We start from the raw sequence: 18,679 nt of genomic DNA, 5'->3' as shown, positions 1-18,679 counted from the left end.
GACTGTGCCGTTACGGCCGGGGGTGTGATCCCGACGAGACCATCAATCGAGAGGATCGCCATGCCATCGCCGACATTGCCGGAATTCATCTCCGTCGAGGACTTGTTCACCCCACCCGTCCGCACGGGCGCGGCGATTTCGCCGGACGGCACCGCGATCGCCTTCCTGGCGCCGTGGCGGAACCGGCTGAACGTGTGGATCCAGGACCTCGATGCCGGGGCGGAGCCACGGTGCGTGACCGCGGACGAGAACCGCAGCGTGCAGAGCTTCTACTGGACCGACGATCCGCGCTGGTTGCTGTACACCCAAGACGGAGGGGGTGACGAACAGTGGCATCTGTACCGGGTCGATCTGGACGACCCGGGCGCACCGGCGGTCGACCTGACGCCCTTTCCCGGAGTGACGGTTGCGCTGCTCGAGCTCCCCAAAGGGCGGCCCGGGAAGGCATTGCTCCATCTGAACAAGCGGAAGGTCGAGGTGTTCGACCTGTGCGAGCTCGACCTCGCGACCGCTGACCTCACGGTGCTGGCCGAGAACCCCGGCCGGGTGGCCTTCTGGATGTGCGGTCCCGACGGCTCGGTGTTCGCCCGGAGCCTCACCTCGGACGGGGATGTCGAGATCTCGCGCTGGGAAGCCGCCGCGGGCACACTGCACCCCATCGCCTTCTTCGACGGCGCCGACTATCCGGTCGGCGTGCTGCCGCTGCAGCTCACACCGGACGGGACCGGGATGTGGATCGGCTCGAACCGCGGCACCGACCGAACCCGACTGGTCCGGCTCGACCTCACCACCGGCGCCGAGACCGAGGTCGACAGTCATCCGGCCTACGACCTCGACATCCGTGGCGCGGTTGTACCCGCACTGCCCGGTCCGCTGATTCTCGACCGGCGGACCGGGGCGCTGATCGGGGCACGCTACCTCGGCGAACGTCAGGTGATCCACGCTCTGGATCCGAACTTCGCCGCGGCACTGGAGAATTTGCGGCAGCTCTCCGACGGGGACCTGGGCGCGCTATCCTCCGACGCCACCGGACAACGCTGGGTGGTCACCTTCATCCATGACCGCGATCCCGACGTGACCTACTACTACGACCACACCAAAGGCGAAAGCCGGTTGCTGTTCCGCCCGTACCCGAATCTGGATGCCGACGCGCTGGCGCCGATGGCCCCGGTGTCCATCACTGCGCGGGACGGGCTGCGGGTTCCGGCTTATCTGACGTTGCCCGTCGGTGTCGAGCCGGTCGGATTGCCGATGGTCGTGATGCTCCACGGCGGCCCGTGGTTTCGCGACAGCTGGGAATTCGACCCCGCCGTGCAACTGCTCGCCAACCGCGGCTATGCGGTGCTGCAGGTCAATTTCCGCGGATCCATCGGTTACGGCAAGGCCTTCGTGAAAGCCGCCATCGGACAGTTCGCAGGCACCATGCACGACGATGTCATCGATGCCGTGCGATGGGCCGTGGCGCAGGGTTATGCCGACGCGGAGCGGGTCGGGATCATCGGCGGCTCCTACGGCGGCTATGCCGCCCTGGTCGGGGTCACCTTCACCCCCGACGTGTTCGCCGCGGCCGTCGACTACGTCGGCATGTCCAACCTCGCGAACTTCTTGCGCACGATTCCGCCCTTCTCGAAACCCCAGGTGGCCAACAACTGGCACCTGTTCGTCGGCGATCCCGACGACCCCGAACAGGAGGCCGACATGCTCGCCCGTTCACCCATCACCCACGTGGACCGAATCCGCACCCCACTGCTGGTGATCCAGGGCGCCAACGACGTTCGCGTAGTCCGCGCCGAGTCCGACAACCTCGTCGCAGCCCTCCGCGCTCGCGGGGTCGAGGTCGAATACCTGCTCGCAGCGGACGAGGGACACGGATTCGTCAACCCGGACAACCAGATCGAGATGTTCCATGTGGTCGAACGGTTCTTCGCCCGGCATCTCCAGGCTTGACCCGACCCGGAAGGCAACTGCCGACGTGCGGGCCGCATCAGGCGCGTGTCCCGGCCGCCAGCGCCTTCAGCTCGGTGAAGCGGACGATATTGCCCGCGGCGCCCCAGGTGCCATCGGGCTGTTCGTGGATGAGCACCCAGACGCGCAGTCCTTCCGCATCGGCGAGCCCCGCGGCGGCGAGCACGTCGGCGGTCACCTGCTTGATCAGGCCCGCCTTGCGGCGTTCGGACAGCGCTCCCTCGGGCACGGTGGCATCCACCCGGAAGCGTGGCAGGTCGTCCTCGGCGGTGCCGAACGCACCTTCGGGCACCTCGTCGATCCGGCACCAGGCCTGCGCGCGGAAGAACGCGGTATCCGGTGCGCCCTCCGAGGTGAGCAGGGTGGTGGCGAGGGTCTTCTGCAATTCGCTGCGGGCATCGGCGGATAGCACGCCTGCGGGCAGGGTGAGCTGGATCATCGGCATGGGAACACCTCCGTTATAACGACTGTTATAGATCGCGGACGGTACGCTATGACAGTCGTTATGGTCAAGGAGGTGCTGGGATGGCGCAGTCGGACGCGCGTGATCGGATGGTGGCCGGTGCGGCCGATATGCTGCGGCGGCGCGGGCTGAACGCGACCAGTGTGCGGGAGCTGGCCAAGCATTCCGGCGCCCCGCTCGGCTCGACCTACCACTACTTTCCCGGCGGAAAATCCGAGCTGGCCGCCGAGGCCGTCCGCTTCGCCGACGGCCTGGCCGCACGCAAGTTGGTCGAAGAGCTGCCCGGCGGCCCGGTTGCCGGGCTACGCGCATTCGTGGAGATGTGGCGAAAGGTCGTGGTGGACAGTGACTTTCGGACGGGGTGCCCGGTGCTGGCGGTCTCGGTCGAGGACCAGCCCGACGACGACGATGAACCCCGGCGCGCGGCCGCCGCCGCCTTCGACCATTGGACGGCGCTACTCGCCGAATCCCTGGGCACCCATGGCGCAACAGCATCCGCCGCCGCCCAGACCGCCACCCTGATCGTCGCCGCCATCGAAGGCGCCGTCGCGATGTGTCGAGCCCAGCGCAGCACCCACCCCCTCGACCGAACCGCAGACGCCCTCGAAAACGTAGTCCGCGCGGTCACCGGCCAAAACTGGTCCGGTAATGGCATGGATGTAATCACATAACCGAAATTCGATGGTGGCGAACTGAACTCGATTCAGCAGTCTGGACCCTGCTCGCCTTCAATGCGAAGACGGTCACCAAGCTCCGAGGCTCCCCTCGATGGCGTTCAGTTGTTTCGGCGAGCGAACGGTTCGGTGCGCGAGGACATTTTGCTCAACGACCGCAGCGATCCTTACTCGGTGTAATCCCCCCATGTAATCGACCACGGGAATGCACAATCACCCAGCACTCCGCTAAGACCAGGGGCAAGCCCCTTGGACAAGCGATCACCATGCGCTCATGCAGGCAAACGTCGAGAGCGCACCTGCATCAGCGCATTCTCGCGGGGGATTGGCGTGTTGGGTGGGGTTCGGGTGTGGGCAATTGGGGGGCTCGGGAGTATGATCTTGCAGGTCGGGGTGGGTTATTGGTTGATGGGGCCTATGGGGTGTTCAGGGGGGTGTCAATAGAAGCAATCTGGGTGCGTAATTTGGTTTGGAGGGTTTGTTATGCTCCGTTTTTCGCATTTTCTTGCTATCGCCGCTGCTGGATTCGGGGTGGCGTTGGGGGCTGGTGGGGTGCTGGCCGCGCCGGATGATCCTGGTACGCCGTGTGGGGACAATATGGTGACGAACACTAATCAGGAGTGTGTTGCCGTTGGTAGTGTCTGCACGATGACCGATGGGATGGTTGTCGGGACTGTTGGGGTCGATGGGCGGTGTGTTATTCCTGGTATGAATACCTGACGTTGTTCGACTCCGCTGTGGCACCCAATTCTGGTTGGGTGCGGGGGGTTTTGTGTAGCCAGGTTGAAAGTTGGTGGGGTTCAGTGGGGTCCGGAACCGGTGGGGGTTATCGGCCTCGGGGGTACATCGTTACTACGGTGCCGTCGGTGTTGGCGGCCAGGTAGGCGCCGCCGTAGTCGTCGGTTAGGTAGACCATGACGGTTGGCTGGTTGTTGTTGAAGGTCCAGGATGGGTCGACGATTACGTAGCGCAGGGTGGGGGTGGGGATGCCGAGGCTTTCTTCGGCGGTGTGGAGCAGGGTGGGGAGGATGTCCCAGTTGATCGAGTTCAGTTTTACCGTGGCGTGGTTGGAGAGTGGGCCGCCTGCACCCTTTCGGGTGGCTGTTCCGTCGCGGTAGACGAAGAGGTCGAAGAGGGTGGGTTTGTCCTTGACCGGGGCGCCGACGTTGGCGTAGGTCGGGTAGAAGGTCGCCTCGTTGAATTCCTCACTGCCGGAAACCTTTTCGAGTGCCGTGATGGCCTGGCGGATACCGTTCGGGGTGAGGAGGTCGACGGAATTTCCGGTCACAGGTGCGGATGTCGGGCCCGCGGATCGGGTCATGGGTGGAAGGCTACGGGTGGTAGGTGGCGTGCTCGAAATGGCCTGGCTTGCGGTCGAATCGGGGCGCAGGGCCACGATCGCAATCGTGGCTACGACAGCGGCGACAGCGATTGCGGCGGCGAGTCCAATGGCGACTCCGCGCGAGAATGGCTTGCGCGCAGGATTATTCGTGGACAGCTGAGGTGCAGAAGCCGAGTTGGGCACGCCCTGTATATGGGCCGGGCCGCGCGGACCGAATGCACCAGGCGTGTTGACCGCGCCGGGTGTGTTGAGCGCACCTGGTAGGTGGGTTGCGCCGGGTGTGTTGACCGAATCCGGTGATCTGGCTGCGCCCGAATAGTTGACCGCGCCGGGTGTGTTGAGCGCACCTGGTAGGTGGGTCGCGCCGGGTGTGTTGACCGAATCCGGTGAACTGGCTGCGCCCGAATAGTTGACCGCGCGGGGTGTGTTGAACGCGCCCGGTAGGTGGGCTGCGGCGGGTGTGTCGAACACGGTCGGTGAACTGGGCGTGCCCGAATAGTTGACCGCCCCGGGTGTGTTGAACGCACTTGGTACGTCGGCTGCGGCGGGTGTGTCGAACACAGTCGGTGAACTGGCCGCGTCCGAAAAGTTGACCGCGCCTGGAGTATTGAAGTCACCCGATGCGCTGGCCGGACTGGGAGGGTTGATCGCAGGCGGCGAATCGACCGGTCCGGGAGTATGGAACCCCCCGGGTAGCTCAACTGCCCCAGGAGTATTGAACGCGCCACCGACGCCGGGAGTATTGAACGCCGCTGCGTTCGGAGCATCGCCCGCGCCAGGAGTATTGAAGGTCCCGAGCGCACCGAATGTCCCTCCCGCACCAACCTCCTGCGCAAGCATCCGGTCCACCTGCTCGGTAGTCGGCCGACGACTCGGATCGGGTACGAGCACTGCCGTGAGCACGGCTGTCAAAGCCCCGGCGCGCTGCGGCGGCGGCACCTCACCTCGGATGACCGCCGCCAGCGTGGCGACAGTCGACTCGCGCCGCATCGGGTGGAACCCCTCCACCGCGACATACAGCAACAGCCCGAGCGACCACAGGTCCGAAGCCGGATGTCCCTCCTGACCGCTGAGGCGTTCCGGCGCAACATAATCCAGCGAGCCGACCACGCTGCCGGTGGAGGTCAATGCGGTCATGCCATTGATCGCGGCGATACCGAAATCGGTCAATACCGGTGAACCATCTTGGCGCAGTAGCACATTCGCGGGTTTGATATCGCGGTGCAGTACCCCCACTTGATGTGCGGCGCGCAGGGCGGCGAGTATGCCGCGGCCGAGGTGCGCCACTCGGGTGGGCGGCAGCGGTCCATCGGCCAGATGATCGGCGAGGCTCTGCCCGCGAACCAGTTCCATGACGATCCACGGATTCGCCACTTCGGCCGAATCCACGATGTGGTGAATGGCAACAACGTTCGGATGGCCGATTCGGGCCAGCGCCCTGGCCTCCCGCAGGACGCGCTCACGGTGCACGCCGGGCGAGCGGCCCTCGTCGGCCTCCGCCCGCACCTCTTTCAGCGCGACCTCGCGATGCAGCGCGAGGTCATACGCGCGCCACACCGTGCCCATCCCGCCACTGCCGAGCGGCTCGAGCAACTCGAAACGCCCGTCGACCACTGTCCGCCCGGAAACCACTGCGCAAGCCTATGTGCATTGCCGCACCCACGCGACATGCCTGTTTCACATGAGGCGCAGCACTATTGGTCGGCGGCGACCAGGCGGTCCGGTCCGGCGGGCGTGCTGTCGGCCTGCTCGACTCCGGGAGTGCGGGTATTGAGCCAGGCTCCGACGAACATCAGCGCCGCACCCAGGCCCTGAACAGCGGAGATGGATTCCCCGAGCAACACCCATGCACAGCTGAGCCCGAAGGCGGGGACGAGAAATATCGCCGCGGACGCGGTGGCCGCACCGACCTGACCCACCGCATGGTAGTAGAGGACATAGGCGAGCGCGGTGGGCAACATCCCGAGATATGCCTGGTTGAGCCAGAATTCCAGATCCAACCCGGACCACGGGACGTCGGCGAGATCCGGTGCCGCGACGAACCCGAGCACGAGCGTGCCCGCAGCGGTGGCGTAGACCGTGACGGTCGGTGCCGAGAGCCGGGATAACAGCGGCGCCCCCAAAATCGTATAGCCCGCCCAGCAAGCTGCCGCGCCGAGAAAGACGAGATCTCCGAGCAGCCGGTGAGATCCACTCGCCGGAATTCCGAGGAAGAACACACCCGCGCCGGCAATCGCTGTGGTCAGTCCGACCATGCGGATGAGCGACAACCGGGTACGCCCGCACAACGTCGTCACGGCAACCGTGAAAATCGGCGCGGCCATCGGCACGATCACGCTGCCATCGGCCGCTGGCGCCAGCGAAAGCCCGAGGAAGAACAGAAAGTTGTAGCCGAACACGCCGATCAGCCCGAGCCCGGCGGCGCGCGCGGCATCGGCGACGGGCAGCCGCGGTGCGCGCAGCACGATGAGCAGCACGATCGTGCCGATCAGGAACCGCAGGAATCCCGCGACCGCGTGCGGTACCTCGTGCACCGCTAGTTTCGAGGAGGCGAACGCGCTGCCCCACAATGCCATCACCAGGACCAAAAGCAATCGGATACGCACGGATCAATACTCGGCGGGGGCCGGGAGCAAGTCTTGAACGCTGGTGCGGCCACAATGGACCGGTGACCGAGCACGAATGGGTCCAGTACCGGCGGATGACGGATCGGCCCGTCGAGGTCATGCACGCGCATTTCGAACGCCACGTCTACGACCCGCACAGTCACGAAACGTATTCCTTCGGACTGACCGAATTCGGCGCGCAGACCTTCCACTGCCGCGGCGCGACGCGCACCAGCACGGTGGGCATGGTGATGGCATTCAATCCGGACGAGCCACACGACGGCCACAGCACGACCGAACTCGGATTCACCTACTGGATCGTCCATATCGGATCCGAGTTGATCACCGATCTGCTCACCGACCGGATGGGCCGCCCGACCGGTCTGCCGCTGTTCGCCGATCCGGTGTTGCCCGATCCGCTGCTGTCGGCCGCGCTCGGCAGACTGTGTGCGAGTCTGATCGGGCCCGCCACCGAACTCGCCGCCGACGAGGCACTTGCCGGATCGGTTGCCGCGCTGGTGCAGCGTGGCACCCGCACACCGACGAAAACATCAGTCGTGCAAGCTGGTTCGGCAGCTGATATCGCGCGGCGGGTCCGTGCTGTACTCCACGATCGCTATCTCGATCCCATTTCCATGGACGATCTGGCCGAGGCGACCGAATGCAGCAGATTCGCCATGTACCGCGCCTTCCGCGCCAATTATGGTCTGGCGCCGAGCGAATACCAACGACTGCTCCGACTACGCGCCGCCCGTCGATTGATCGCCGCTGGCCAACCGATCAGCGAGGCGGCGGTCGCCGCCGGATTCGCCGATCAAGCGCATCTGACCCGCTGGTTCCGGCGCTGTTACGGCATCACACCGGGCGTCTACCTCGCGGCCGGATAAGTCAGTATCCGACGGGTTCGAGCGTCGCATTGGCGAACGTCACGAAATCCGGTCCCTCGGTGAAGCTTTCGCAGTTCTCCTCGCCGATGTAGACGTCCAGATGTCGTGGCCCGCCGAGACCCGGCGTGAATTCGTCGCCGATCGTCCAGGTGGCGGTGCTGAATCTGCTGCACACGCTGTCGGATTCGAAATCAACGGTCCCGCAATCGATGAGCCGCAATCGCGTACCCGGGTCGAGCCCGTCGGCCGCCGCGCTCTCGAACGGGTGCAGCGCCTCGCCGCTGATATCGCGCGGTTCGGTATCGAGCCAGAAGCCGACGTCGTAGGACCAGTTCAGGTAGGCGCCAGCATGGTCGCCGCTGGTGATCCGGCCGGTGCCCTCCTCGCGCACCACGTCGACGAAATTCTCCGGTAGTGCGCCGATCTCGATATTGGCGTCGGTGCATTCGAGATCGCTGCAGCCGCGCACGGCTTCGGTCGGTCCGGAGTGATAGGACTCGACCGCCGTGTAATAGACCGTCACCGTCCAGCCGTCCCATTCATCGGTCTCGGCGCTGAGCCCGCAGCCGGACGCGAGCGGGGACGCCATGAGCAGCGCTCCCGCGATCATCCCGAACCCGAATCTCACCGCAGCGATATTGCCCGACCGTCCGGGCTGCGCGCTACCTGGCCCATGGCGGGCGCGGCCACGGGTTGTCTTCGATGTGCTCGATCGACTCGTTGAACCGGGAGACCAGCAGGCTCAGCTGCGCGATATCGGTGGTCTTCCAGTCGGCGACGACGGCGCCGATGCCCTCGTTGCTCTGCTCCCGATCGGCGGCGACCAATTCCAGGCCCTTGGCGCTGGCCTGGATCTTGCGGGCGATACCGCCCTCCGGATCGGGGACCCGCTCCACCAGGCCCTGCTTCAACATGGCGCCGACCTGCCGGTTGATGGTGGAGATATCGAGTTGGAAGGCCTCCGACAGTTCGCGCAGGCTGAGCGGGGAATCGATCTCCAGTCTGGTCAGGAGCAGATACGCCGACCGATCGAGCTGGAATCCCGGCCGCCGCAGCAGTGAGGCGGGGAAGTGCCGGGACAGCAGGGTCAACTCGAAGACGAGGCGGGTGAGCGCATCGCTACCTGCGGGACCTGGTTCGGGCATGGCCCACACTATGTCGGCTGAATCACGTCGATAGCAAATTGTGCACGATGCACATGATGTGTACCTTACACATTTATGACTGTTGCAGCCGACGCGTCTCCGACCGTCACCGCGGACGACGCCCGGCGTCGTCCGTCATCCGGCCTGCTCATCGCGACCCTCGGCATGGTCGGTGTGGTCGTATCGCTGATGCAGACGCTGGTCATCCCGATCATTCCCACGCTGCCGACGCTGCTGAGCACCTCGGCGTCCAATGCGTCCTGGGTGATCACCGCCACCCTGCTCGCCGGTGCGGTCGCGACCCCGATCAGCGGCCGACTCGGCGATATGTTCGGCAAGCGCCGAGTTCTGTTCGCCAATCTGGTCTCGCTGGTCGCCGGTTCGGTGGTCTGCGCGCTGTTCTCCTCGCTGGTTCCCGAGATCGTCGGCCGCTCGCTGCAGGGTGCGGCCGTCGGTGCGATCCCGCTCGGCATCAGCATCATGCGCGACGAATTGCCCGCCGAGAAGGTGGGTTCGGCGATGGCGATCATGAGTGCGACGCTCGGCGTCGGCGGCGCGCTCGGCCTGCCGCTGGCTGCGGCGATCGCCCAGAACGCGGACTGGCACATGCTGTTCTGGACCGCGGCCGGACTCGGTGTCGTCTGTGCCGCACTGGTTTTCGTCTTTGTGCCGGAGTCGCCGGTGCGGACCCCCGCGAGGTTCGATTTCGGTGGTGCGGTCGGACTGTCGATCGCCTTGCTGGCCTTGCTGATTCCGATCACCAAGGGTGCGGACTGGGGCTGGGGCAGTGCGAGCATTCTCGGCCTGTTCACGCTGTCGCTGGTGGTATTCCTGATCTGGGGCTTCTTCGAACTCAAGCAGCGCTCGCCGCTGGTCGACCTGCGGGTCTCGGCGCGGCCGCGGGTACTGTTCACCAACGCCGCTTCCATTGCGGTCGGATTCGCCCTCTACGGCATGTCGCTGACCTTCCCGCAGCTGATGATGGCGCCGGAGCAGACCGGATACGGCTTCGGCCTGTCCATGGTCAATGCCGGATTGGCGCTGGCCCCAACCGGATTCGTGATGATTCTGCTGTCGCCGGTCTCCGCGCGACTGTCCGCGGCGCGCGGACCGAAGGTCACGCTGGCGCTCGGCTCGGCGGTCATCGCGGTCGGCTACCTGTGTGCCGTGGTGCTGATGAACAGCGTCTGGGAGCTCATGGTGGCGGCGATGATCGTCGCGGGTGGTGTCGGCCTGGCCTACGCCGCGATGCCCGCGCTGATCATGGGCGCGGTTCCGGTTACCGAGACCGCGGCGGCCAATGGCCTCAACTCGCTGATGCGCTCGATCGGCACGTCCACCTCCTCGGCCGTGATGAGCGTGGTGCTGGCGCATATGACGATGCAGCTCGGCACGCACGTGCTGCCATCGCGCGACGGCTTCCACACCACCTTCCTGATCGCCACCGTCGCTGCCCTGGTCGCCATCGTGCTCACGCTGATCATTCCGATGCGCAAGGCCGCCGATGCCGCCGATAAGGCGGGGCACGCCTGATCTTCGGGCGAGCGCGCCTGAACGGCCCTCGGGACCGATCCTCAACGGCGAGGATCGGTCCCGTTGTCGTCGGGAAGCCCGGCAGCGAATTCGGCGAACAGTCGGCCGTTCTGGAACCAGGCGGGCTGGGCGATGCTGCGCAAGGTGCGCAGATCGGTGGGCAGCGGCGCGCAGGGCACGGGGCCAAAGGTGTCCGGAAACTGGCTCGCCTGAGTGAGGCTCACGATGTGGTCACGAAACAACACCGGTACGCCCAGCGCGTCGAACAACCGACCCAGCGTTGCCGACGTTGGCGCGACCACGCCCTCTTCGAAATCCTGGATCACCGTTTGTGGGAGTCCGGTGGCCACTGCTATCGCGGCCTCCGTCAGTCCGGCCGCTTCCCGGCGCTCGTGCAGATAGCTGGCGATTGAAGGGCGGGGATCCGCCATGGTGACTTACCTCCTGATTCCCTCGGGATCAAGAGCTGATCCCCCCGTTCAGATACACGCACCAACCTGCCTTCGACCCATAAGCCGCACGACGTTCGAAAACCTTAGGGCGCCAGTGCTACCGACTCGGTGTATCGCCGCGCGAGCGTGCGCAGATGCGCGACCAGCTCGGGCGGGCCGTCGACCCGGAAATCCATCATCAGCATGCTCAGGTAGATGGCAATGGTCTCCAGGGCGTCGGCACCGGTCAGCAGGACGCAGGTATCGGCATCGACGGCCTCCACCACGCCGACGGCCGGATTGATGCGCGCGATCACCGTCTCGGCCGGGGCCAGCACCGTCACCCTGGCCTGCACCTTCCAGCCGGTGGTTGCGATGTGGCGCATGACGAAGGCGACCAGGTCCGCATCGGGCAGCGACCGGGCGGCGAAGCGGCGCGAGCCCGCCACCGCGCGCCGCACCTGGGCGACGGGAATCGCACGCCAGGAATGGGTTTCGAGATCGTAGGCGACCAGATACCAGCGGCGCTGCCAGTTGATCAGCCGGTAGGGCTCGATTTCCTTGTCCGCGTCGGTATCCAGGCCGATCAGCACGGTGGCGCCATCGCGAATGGCGCCCGCGAGGGTGGTGAGCACGGCGGCGGGGACGGGGGCATCCGGCTCGCGTGAGCCGGTGGTAGCCGGTCCGATCGCGGTGGCATTGCGCAATGCGGTTACCTTGCGCTGCAAGCGTTTCGGCAGGATCTGTTCGAGTTTCGCCAGTGCGCGGGCGGAATTGTCGGTGATATCGGCGATGCCGGTGGAACCGTCCTCGGCCAAGCCGACTGCCACGGCCACCGCGACCGCCTCATCGTCATCGAGCAGTAGCGGTGGCATGGTGCTGCCCCGGCCGAGCCGGTAGCCGCCGATCGCGCCGCGCTCCGCATGCACCGGATAGCCGAGTTCGCGCAGTCGCTGGATGTCGTTGCGCAGCGTGCGGTCCGTGATACCAAGCCGTTCGGCCAGCTCACGGCCGGTATGCGCGCGGTCCTGCAGCAGGGATAGCAAGCGCAGGACTCGCGTTGTGGTGGCCGCCACCGTCGCCTCCCGAAAATTATTTTGGATGAAGCCGATGTATTAGGAACGAAACTAGCCTAATAGACCCATAGGCTTGGTGACATCAGCAAGAAGCACACAGCACAGCCCGAAAGGCCCATCATGAGCATCACCGCCACCACCGCCGTCGACGCCACTGCGACCCTGCGCCCCGTCTGGCGCGATGTCGTTGCCACCTCCTACCGCGCGCTGACCGATGTCGTCGCCGGTATCCGCGACGATCAGTGGCAGCTGTCGACCCCGTGCTCGGAATGGGATGTCACGCAGGTGATTCAGCACGCCACGGGTGATCAGCTTGCCTTCGCCATGGCGCTCGGCATCGGAAACGGGCCCGCGTACAACCCCTTCGCCCCCTCCGGCGCACTCGACGGCACCGCCGCCGAGCTGGTGCGGGATGCGGTCGAGCAGACCGCGGCCGCCTGGGCCACGGTCACCGACGAGACCGAGACCGTCCCCACCCCGCTGCCGCACGGCGCGCTGCCGACTCCGGTGGCCGCGGTCATGTGCGCACTGGACGCCGCCGTGCACGCCTGGGATATCGCGATTGCAACCGGGCAGGCGTCCCCATTGAACGATGAACTCGCCGGTCACCTGCTCACCGCGGCGCGCACCGTGAACCCGGCCCCGGGTGGCGGTCCGGAGGCGGAAATCATTGAGCCGCTGCGTCAGTGGGGTGCGTACGCCGCGATCGTCGATGGTGAGTCGGGCGACACGGTGGTCGATGAGCTGCTGCGCTACCTGGGTCGCGACCCGCGGGCATAGTCCCGCCACCGAATCCGGCCTGAGCGTGCGCAATTTCGCCGAAGCGGTAAATATTCGCCGCATTCACCCCGAAATGTGCACGCTCAGGCCGGTTCGGCTCGGTCAGCGAGCGGTGACGAAGCCCTCGGCGACCATCCAATCGCGTGCCACCTCGGCAGGTTCGCGCCCATCGACATCGACCTGCCGGTTCAATTCGGTGATCGCCGCATTGGTCAGCTTCTCGGAGATCGGCTCCATGATGACCGCGACCTGCGGGTGCGCGTCGGCGAAGGATTTCCGCATCACCAGCGCCGCATTGTATTTCGGGAAGAACCCGAGATCGTCCTTCAGCAATACGAGCCCGAGGGCGGGGATACGGCCATCGGTCGCTGCGACCGATCCGAACCGGCACTGCTTAGCATCCGCGGTCGCCTGATAGACGACCGCGTCCTGCACGATCTGCTTGTGCACCTTGCCGATATCGATCCCGTACTTGCGCGCCATTCCCGGATAGCCGTCTTGGCGCACATTGAATTCGGTGCCGACGCATGTCGCGGCGGCATCGGGATCGGTGCTGATCAGCCGGGCATAGTCGGATAGCGTCACAACACCGGTCTGCTTCGCGGTGCTGGCGCTCATCACCAGCGCGTAGGTGTTGTTCATCGGCGCCATATCCGTCCACACGATGCCGTGCGCGGCCAGATCGGCGTCGCGGACCGCCTCGAACTGACCGATCTCATCCGGAACCGGTTTCTCATTGCCCAGATAGTTGATCCAGCCGGTGCCGGTGTACTCGTAGGAGATATCGATCTGGCCGTGCAACTGCGCATCGCGAACACTGTTGGAGCCCTGGATATTCGTCAGATCGCGGACCTGCGCACCGGCCGCGGACAGTGCGAATTCGATGATGTAGCCGAGGATGTTCTGCTCGGTGAAATCCTTGGAGCCCACCGTGATCGCCACACCGTCGAGTTCCGGCACCGGACGGATGCTGCCCGGACCCACCCGAAGCGGCACCGCGCTGCCGGACTGTAATCCGCAGCCGCCCAGGACGAATACCGCAGCGATGGCCAGTACCCACGCCCTCACTTCAACCCCCTCGGGCCCAGATACTGTTCGGCCAACGCTCCCAGCCAGTCGACGAGCAGTGCCAGCGCGACCGCCAGCACCGCCCCGACCACCAGCGTGACGTTATCGCGCAGCTTGTATCCGGTATCGATCAGAATGCCGAGACCACCCGCGCTCACCAGGAACGACAGCGTCGCGGTACCGACGGCCAGCACGAGTGAGGTGCGCAGCCCGGCCAGAATGTAGGGAATGGCGAGCGGAAATTCGATGCGGCGCAATACCGTCAGCGCCGACATGCCCTGGCCGCGCCCGGCGTCGATGACCGCGCTGTCCACCTGCTGGTAGCCCAGGATCGTATTGCGCAGCACCGGAAGCAGTGCATAGAACGCGATCGGCGCCACGCCGATCCAGAACCCGGTGGTACGGGTCGCGAGATAGAACAGCACGATCAGGCCGATGGCGGGCGCAGCAGCGCCGATATTGGCAATGCCGACGAAAAGCGGTGCCAGACGGCGATATCCGGGCCGCGTGAGCAGCGTGCCCAGCGGTACCGCGACCGCGACGACGATCACCACCACCGTCGCGGTGATCAGTACATGCTGCCAGGTGACGGTCGCGATATTGGATACGCTGATGCTGGCCTGCTGGGTGACGGTGAGATCGCGCCGGAACGCCCACATCAGCACGCCCGCAGTGAGCACCAGCACGAGCGCCGGTTGGACGAGCAGCCGAATCCGTTCGGCCCGGCGCAGTGTCGTCGGCGAGGTACTCGGTGGTGCGGTGGTGGCCGTGGTCATATCGGCGCGTCCGTCTGCGCGCCCGCATGCGTTGCGCGCATGGCCGACAGATGACCGACCAGCGTATCGATCGTGATCAGCCCCGCGTATTCGCCGCGGCGGCCGGTGACGACCGCCGTCGCGGTCTGCTCGGCGAGTAGGGCCTCCAACGCATCCTGCAAGGTCGACTGCAATGACAATTGCTCGCCGACCGGTGATCCGCTGTCGCGCAGTGAATTCGCCTGCGCCAGTTGCTCGCTCGACACCCAGCGCAGCGGCCGCTGCTGCGTGTCGAGAATCAGCGCCCATGGCCAATCGCGTCCGGCCAGTGCGGCGCGAAGGCGATCGACCGAATCGGTCTCGACCGCCGTCGGGCAATCGCCGAGTTCGACATCGCGTACCCGGGTGAGGGTGAGCTGTTTGAGTGAGGCGTCCGCACCGACGAAGCCGGCCACCGTCTCATCCGCGGGATCGGCCAGGATCGCCGCCGGGGTGTCGTACTGCAGAATGCGGGATCGGTTGCCCAGCACAGCGATTCGGTCGCCGAGCTTCACCGCCTCATTGAAGTCGTGGGTGACGAAGACAATGGTCTTGCCCAGTTCGGATTGCAGGCGCAGCAGTTCGTCCTGCAGCAGTCCGCGGGTGATCGGATCGACCGCGCCGAACGGCTCGTCCATCAACAGCACCGGCGGATCGGCCGCCAGCGCACGGGCCACGCCGACGCGCTGCTGCTGACCGCCCGATAGCTGCCTGGGGTAGCGATGGCGGTAGGTGTCGGGATCAAGGCCGACCAGATCGAGCATTTCATCGGTGCGTGCGGCGACCTTCTTGCGGTCCCAGCCGATGAGACCCGGCACCGTCGCAACGTTTTTCGCGACGGTCATATGCGGAAACAGCCCGGCCTGCTGGATCGAATAGCCGATGCCCCTGCGTAATTGGTCCGGATTCACGCCCGTGACATCGCGACCGCCGATCGTGATGGTGCCCGAGGTCGGTTCGATCAGTCGGTTGATCATCCGCATGGTGGTGGTCTTACCGCAGCCGGACGGCCCGACGAGTACCACGATTTCGCCAGCCGGGATGGTCAGCGAAACCCGGTCGACGGCCGGATCGCGTTGGCCCGGATAGTGTTTGGTGACCGCATCGAGCACGATCTCGACGCCGGATACCGCCGATGCCGTACTGTCGCCGCGGGTTTCGGTATCAGTCACGGATTCCCCTAGAGGTGGTGAGTCGGCCGACAATGACGAAGATCCCGTCGAGCAGCAGCGCGAGCACGACGATCAGGATCGTGCCGACCAGCGCCTGTGGCACCGCGTTCGGGCTGCCGAGCCGGGCCAGGCCGGAGAAGATCAGGTTGCCGAGTCCGGGTCCCTTGGCATAGGCGGCGATGGCGAGGATGCCCATGATCATCTGGGTGCTGACGCGCATACCGGTCAGAATCGATGGCCAGGCCAGCGGCAGTTCGATGTGCGCGAGCACCCGCAGCCGATTCATCCCGACCCCGCGCGCGGCGTCGACGATCGCCGGATCCACCGAGGCCAGCCCGATAATGGTGTTGCGCAGAATCGGCAGTAGGGCATAGAGCACCAGTGCGGTAATGGTCGGGCCGACACCGAGTCCGAGGAATGGAATCAGCACCCCGAGCAGTGCGAAAGACGGCACGGTGAGAATGGCGCTGGCCAGCGCGGTCGCCACCGAGGAACCGATCGGGCTGCGATAGACCAGCACCCCGATCAGCACGGCGATGATGGTCGCGAGCAGCAGTGCCTGCACCACCGCCGAGACGTGCAGATACGAGTCGGTGATCAGCTGTGCGCGCCGATGCACCACGAATGTCCACAGTGTGTCCAGGGCCGTACCTCCCCGTCGCCCGGTGTCCTCGGAGACTATCGCGTCAGCCGGTCGGCCGCGATGAGAATCGTCCGGTGCGGCACCGGCAATGACCAAGTGCCGCTACGCCTTCGACGAGACTGCCCCGCCTTCGGCCCGTTCAAACAACCATTCGGTGCGGCACGAGATCCGTTGGTCGCTCGAGCATCGAACGGAGCATCAGGGAAGGAGCGTCTTGTCGCGGGAACCTGGATCCGACCAAGGGCACCTCGTCACGATGCTCGAACGGGGGTTCGATTTGCCGGTGACGTGCTGTTTTACAGTGAACAGAGCCCCTTTTGTCAGCACCCGAATATGGTTCTCACGGCCGATGAGACCACCGTGACGACCGTCGGCGGCAACGAATTCGGCGCGGTCTCGACCCACCGCTGCACGCTGGCCGAGGTGCCCGGGGTGGTCGGATTCGTCCGATTGTGAATAGTGTTGCGGCTGAGCCGGTCCACCAGTGCGTGTGCACTGTCGGCGGGTCCTGCGGCAGCACTTACCATTGACTCGGCGGCGCCCGGCAGCGCCGTCGTTCGGTCCCTGTCCTGCTACCCCCTCATCAGCAGGACAGGGACCCCTGGATCGGGCACATCGGCCCCACCTCCCCGAAATCCGTGTCGCGTACCGTGTCGGGTGTCCGTTGAAAGGTAAGGGTTTCGGAAACTCTGATGCTGCCGACCGAGGAAACGACCGACGCTCCGATGTGGATCGACTATGCCGATTTCGGGGAACGATTCGTCACCCACGCGGTGACGGCGGAGCGGATCGAGGCGGCGGTTTCCGCGATGACCGGACGCGGCGTCACGATCGGACCGTTTTCCCTTGGACCCGCAGGGCTGGCCGGGTTCGTCGCCGAGGGCAAGGTGGGCAAACCGGTCATTCTGCGCAATGGCCCGCATGTCACATTCGAGGTCACCGTGCCGCTGTCGATGGCGGTGAAGGTCACCCTCGGCGGCCGGAAATTGCGGCTGGAGGCGGTCGCCGAAATCGACCTCGTACTGCACGCGCGCACTGCCGCCCCGCTGCTCATCGTGATCGATATCCCGCCGATCACCGCCCGCGACGTCAGCTTTGTGCTGCGTGCCCGGGCCATCGATGCGGCCTGGGAGTGGTTGCTCGACCCGATCGCCGGGGTGGTGCAGCGCGAGGTCGCTAATCGGGTGAATGTGATGCTGGCCGATCCGCAGGCCCGGCGCGGCCGGGTCTTCGACGTCGAGGCCATGATCAACGGCGTTCGTTCGGTGCATACGACCCGGGCCGATTTCGACTGGATCGGCTACGACGAATTCGGGCACGAGTTCTTTGCGCGCATCGTGACCCGCGATCGGGTCTTCGAATTCGTCGAGCGGATAGCGGGCCGTCCGATCGAGATCGGACCGCTGCGCACCGGCCCGCGCAACTCCGCGACGGTGACGGTGCAGGGGAGTGTCCGGCTGCCGCAGCTGGCGGTGCGCTCCGACGAGCCGGTGGCCTTCGACCTGACGCTGCCGGTGAGCCTGGATATCACCGTCGATGTGCTCAAGGCCAACCGCTATCGCGCTGATGTGGAGATTCCGCTGGTGCTGATCGCGCGGGCGGCCGATCCGCTGCTGATCGTCGTCGATGTGCCGCCGCCGGCACCGGCTGACCTGCGGCTGGAGTTCAAGGCGCACGGTGTGCGGGCCGCGACGCTCGGTGTGCTCGCTGGCATCAAAAAGCAGGTCGTCGCGCAGGTGGCTGGGGTGGTGCGCGAGGAGCTAGCGGACAGTTCGGGCCGGACCATCGACGTGGCCGCGCGCATCGACGGCATCGCCTAGACCGGCTCACTTAACGCATGTGACGAATGTGATTCATGTTTCCATTGGGCCTGGCGGTTCCAATGTGAATATGGTGAAATTAGTGCACGTTCGAGGCTCCCGGCGCGCGAGTTGACCTTGGGGAAGGTGCGCCGGGCACGCTACCTGTCCTGTCCATGGTTGGGGTTGCGCGTAAGGAGTCCTGCGATGCGTACCATCTCTGTGTCTCGCCGCCAACTGTTCGCCTATAGCGCCGCTGCCGCCGCCGTCGGCATCGCCGCACAGATCGGAAGAGAGACGA

At 65.6% G+C, this 18,679-nt stretch carries 18 protein-coding genes; 7 read left to right on the top strand and 11 right to left on the bottom strand.

Annotated features, from left to right (window positions below; genetic code table 11):
- The first annotated feature begins 60 nt into the window (after nt 1-60).
- The gene (locus tag ABZW16_RS24005) at nt 61-1,947 is read left to right on the top strand and encodes a S9 family peptidase (protein WP_354958216.1); all 1,887 of its coding nucleotides are present in this window, start codon (nt 61-63) and stop codon (nt 1,945-1,947) included.
- A 37-nt stretch (nt 1,948-1,984) separates the two neighbouring features.
- Here the strand turns inward: ABZW16_RS24005 and ABZW16_RS24000 are convergent, their stop codons facing one another.
- A complete protein-coding gene (locus ABZW16_RS24000; protein WP_354958215.1) occupies nt 1,985-2,410 on the bottom strand; it encodes a tautomerase family protein in 426 nt (141 codons plus the stop codon).
- Between the two features lie 80 nt (nt 2,411-2,490).
- On the opposite strand from ABZW16_RS24000, the gene ABZW16_RS23995 reads away from it, so the two are divergent.
- The gene (locus ABZW16_RS23995; RefSeq protein WP_354958214.1) at nt 2,491-3,099 is read left to right on the top strand and encodes a helix-turn-helix domain-containing protein; all 609 of its coding nucleotides are present in this window, start codon (nt 2,491-2,493) and stop codon (nt 3,097-3,099) included.
- Nucleotides 3,100-3,928: 829 nt separating this feature from the next.
- On the opposite strand, the gene ABZW16_RS23990 is transcribed toward ABZW16_RS23995, so the two are convergent.
- Both ABZW16_RS23990 and ABZW16_RS23985 read right to left on the bottom strand, forming a co-directional pair.
- Nucleotides 3,929-6,076 carry a protein kinase gene (locus ABZW16_RS23990; RefSeq protein ID WP_354958213.1) on the bottom strand — a complete coding sequence of 716 codons (2,148 nt, stop codon included), beginning with the start codon at nt 6,074-6,076 and terminating at the stop codon, nt 3,929-3,931.
- A 62-nt stretch (nt 6,077-6,138) separates the two neighbouring features.
- Nucleotides 6,139-7,050 carry a DMT family transporter gene (locus ABZW16_RS23985; RefSeq protein ID WP_354958211.1) on the bottom strand — a complete coding sequence of 304 codons (912 nt, stop codon included), beginning with the start codon at nt 7,048-7,050 and terminating at the stop codon, nt 6,139-6,141.
- 62 nt (nt 7,051-7,112) lie between these two features.
- Between ABZW16_RS23985 and ABZW16_RS23980 the strand changes: the two genes are divergently transcribed.
- Nucleotides 7,113-7,937 carry an AraC family transcriptional regulator gene (locus ABZW16_RS23980; RefSeq protein WP_354958210.1) on the top strand — a complete coding sequence of 275 codons (825 nt, stop codon included), beginning with the start codon at nt 7,113-7,115 and terminating at the stop codon, nt 7,935-7,937.
- Nucleotide 7,938: 1 nt separating this feature from the next.
- Here ABZW16_RS23980 and ABZW16_RS23975 read toward each other — a convergent pair whose 3' ends face one another.
- Nucleotides 7,939-8,565 (bottom strand): hypothetical protein, encoded by a 627-nt coding sequence (locus ABZW16_RS23975; RefSeq protein ID WP_354958209.1) that lies wholly within the window; start codon nt 8,563-8,565, stop codon nt 7,939-7,941.
- Nucleotides 8,566-8,599: 34 nt separating this feature from the next.
- Complete coding sequence (locus tag ABZW16_RS23970) at nt 8,600-9,082, bottom strand: MarR family transcriptional regulator (RefSeq protein WP_354958208.1); 483 nt, start codon at nt 9,080-9,082, stop codon at nt 8,600-8,602.
- A gap of 75 nt (nt 9,083-9,157) precedes the next feature.
- On the opposite strand from ABZW16_RS23970, the gene ABZW16_RS23965 reads away from it, so the two are divergent.
- Nucleotides 9,158-10,615 (top strand): MFS transporter, encoded by a 1,458-nt coding sequence (locus ABZW16_RS23965; protein ID WP_354958207.1) that lies wholly within the window; start codon nt 9,158-9,160, stop codon nt 10,613-10,615.
- A gap of 41 nt (nt 10,616-10,656) precedes the next feature.
- Here ABZW16_RS23965 and ABZW16_RS23960 read toward each other — a convergent pair whose 3' ends face one another.
- Complete coding sequence (locus tag ABZW16_RS23960) at nt 10,657-11,046, bottom strand: helix-turn-helix transcriptional regulator (protein ID WP_354958206.1); 390 nt, start codon at nt 11,044-11,046, stop codon at nt 10,657-10,659.
- A 104-nt stretch (nt 11,047-11,150) separates the two neighbouring features.
- The gene (locus ABZW16_RS23955; RefSeq protein ID WP_354958205.1) at nt 11,151-12,122 is read right to left on the bottom strand and encodes a WYL domain-containing protein; all 972 of its coding nucleotides are present in this window, start codon (nt 12,120-12,122) and stop codon (nt 11,151-11,153) included.
- Nucleotides 12,123-12,242: 120 nt separating this feature from the next.
- On the opposite strand from ABZW16_RS23955, the gene ABZW16_RS23950 reads away from it, so the two are divergent.
- Nucleotides 12,243-12,902 (top strand): TIGR03086 family metal-binding protein, encoded by a 660-nt coding sequence (locus ABZW16_RS23950; protein WP_354958204.1) that lies wholly within the window; start codon nt 12,243-12,245, stop codon nt 12,900-12,902.
- Between the two features lie 102 nt (nt 12,903-13,004).
- Here ABZW16_RS23950 and ABZW16_RS23945 read toward each other — a convergent pair whose 3' ends face one another.
- From ABZW16_RS23945 to ABZW16_RS23930, 4 genes are read right to left on the bottom strand one after another with little or no spacing between them, the layout of a single operon-like run.
- Nucleotides 13,005-13,970 carry a glycine betaine ABC transporter substrate-binding protein gene (locus ABZW16_RS23945; protein WP_354958203.1) on the bottom strand — a complete coding sequence of 322 codons (966 nt, stop codon included), beginning with the start codon at nt 13,968-13,970 and terminating at the stop codon, nt 13,005-13,007.
- On the bottom strand, nt 13,967-14,746 hold the full coding sequence (locus ABZW16_RS23940; protein WP_354958202.1) for an ABC transporter permease subunit: 780 nt from the start codon (nt 14,744-14,746) through the stop codon (nt 13,967-13,969). The genes ABZW16_RS23945 and ABZW16_RS23940 overlap by 4 nt, the downstream gene beginning before the upstream one ends.
- Nucleotides 14,743-15,936, bottom strand: a complete 1,194-nt coding sequence (locus tag ABZW16_RS23935) for an ATP-binding cassette domain-containing protein (RefSeq protein WP_354958201.1) — start codon at nt 15,934-15,936, stop codon at nt 14,743-14,745. The genes ABZW16_RS23940 and ABZW16_RS23935 overlap by 4 nt, the downstream gene beginning before the upstream one ends.
- Nucleotides 15,929-16,579, bottom strand: coding sequence for an ABC transporter permease (locus ABZW16_RS23930; RefSeq protein WP_354958246.1), 651 nt, complete (start codon nt 16,577-16,579; stop codon nt 15,929-15,931). Before ABZW16_RS23930 ends, ABZW16_RS23935 begins: the two co-directional genes overlap by 8 nt.
- A 333-nt stretch (nt 16,580-16,912) precedes the next feature.
- On the opposite strand from ABZW16_RS23930, the gene ABZW16_RS23925 reads away from it, so the two are divergent.
- Both ABZW16_RS23925 and ABZW16_RS23920 read left to right on the top strand, forming a co-directional pair.
- Entirely contained in the window at nt 16,913-17,035 is a 123-nt protein-coding gene (locus ABZW16_RS23925) for a hypothetical protein (RefSeq protein ID WP_354958200.1), read from the top strand.
- 236 nt (nt 17,036-17,271) lie between these two features.
- A complete protein-coding gene (locus tag ABZW16_RS23920) occupies nt 17,272-18,399 on the top strand; it encodes a hypothetical protein (RefSeq protein WP_354958199.1) in 1,128 nt (375 codons plus the stop codon).
- Nucleotides 18,400-18,679 lie beyond the last annotated feature (280 nt).

Source organism: Nocardia sp. NPDC004604 (genome assembly GCF_040609795.1).
Classification (GTDB): domain Bacteria; phylum Actinomycetota; class Actinomycetes; order Mycobacteriales; family Mycobacteriaceae; genus Nocardia.
This window is presented reverse-complemented; position numbering and strand designations above follow the sequence as displayed.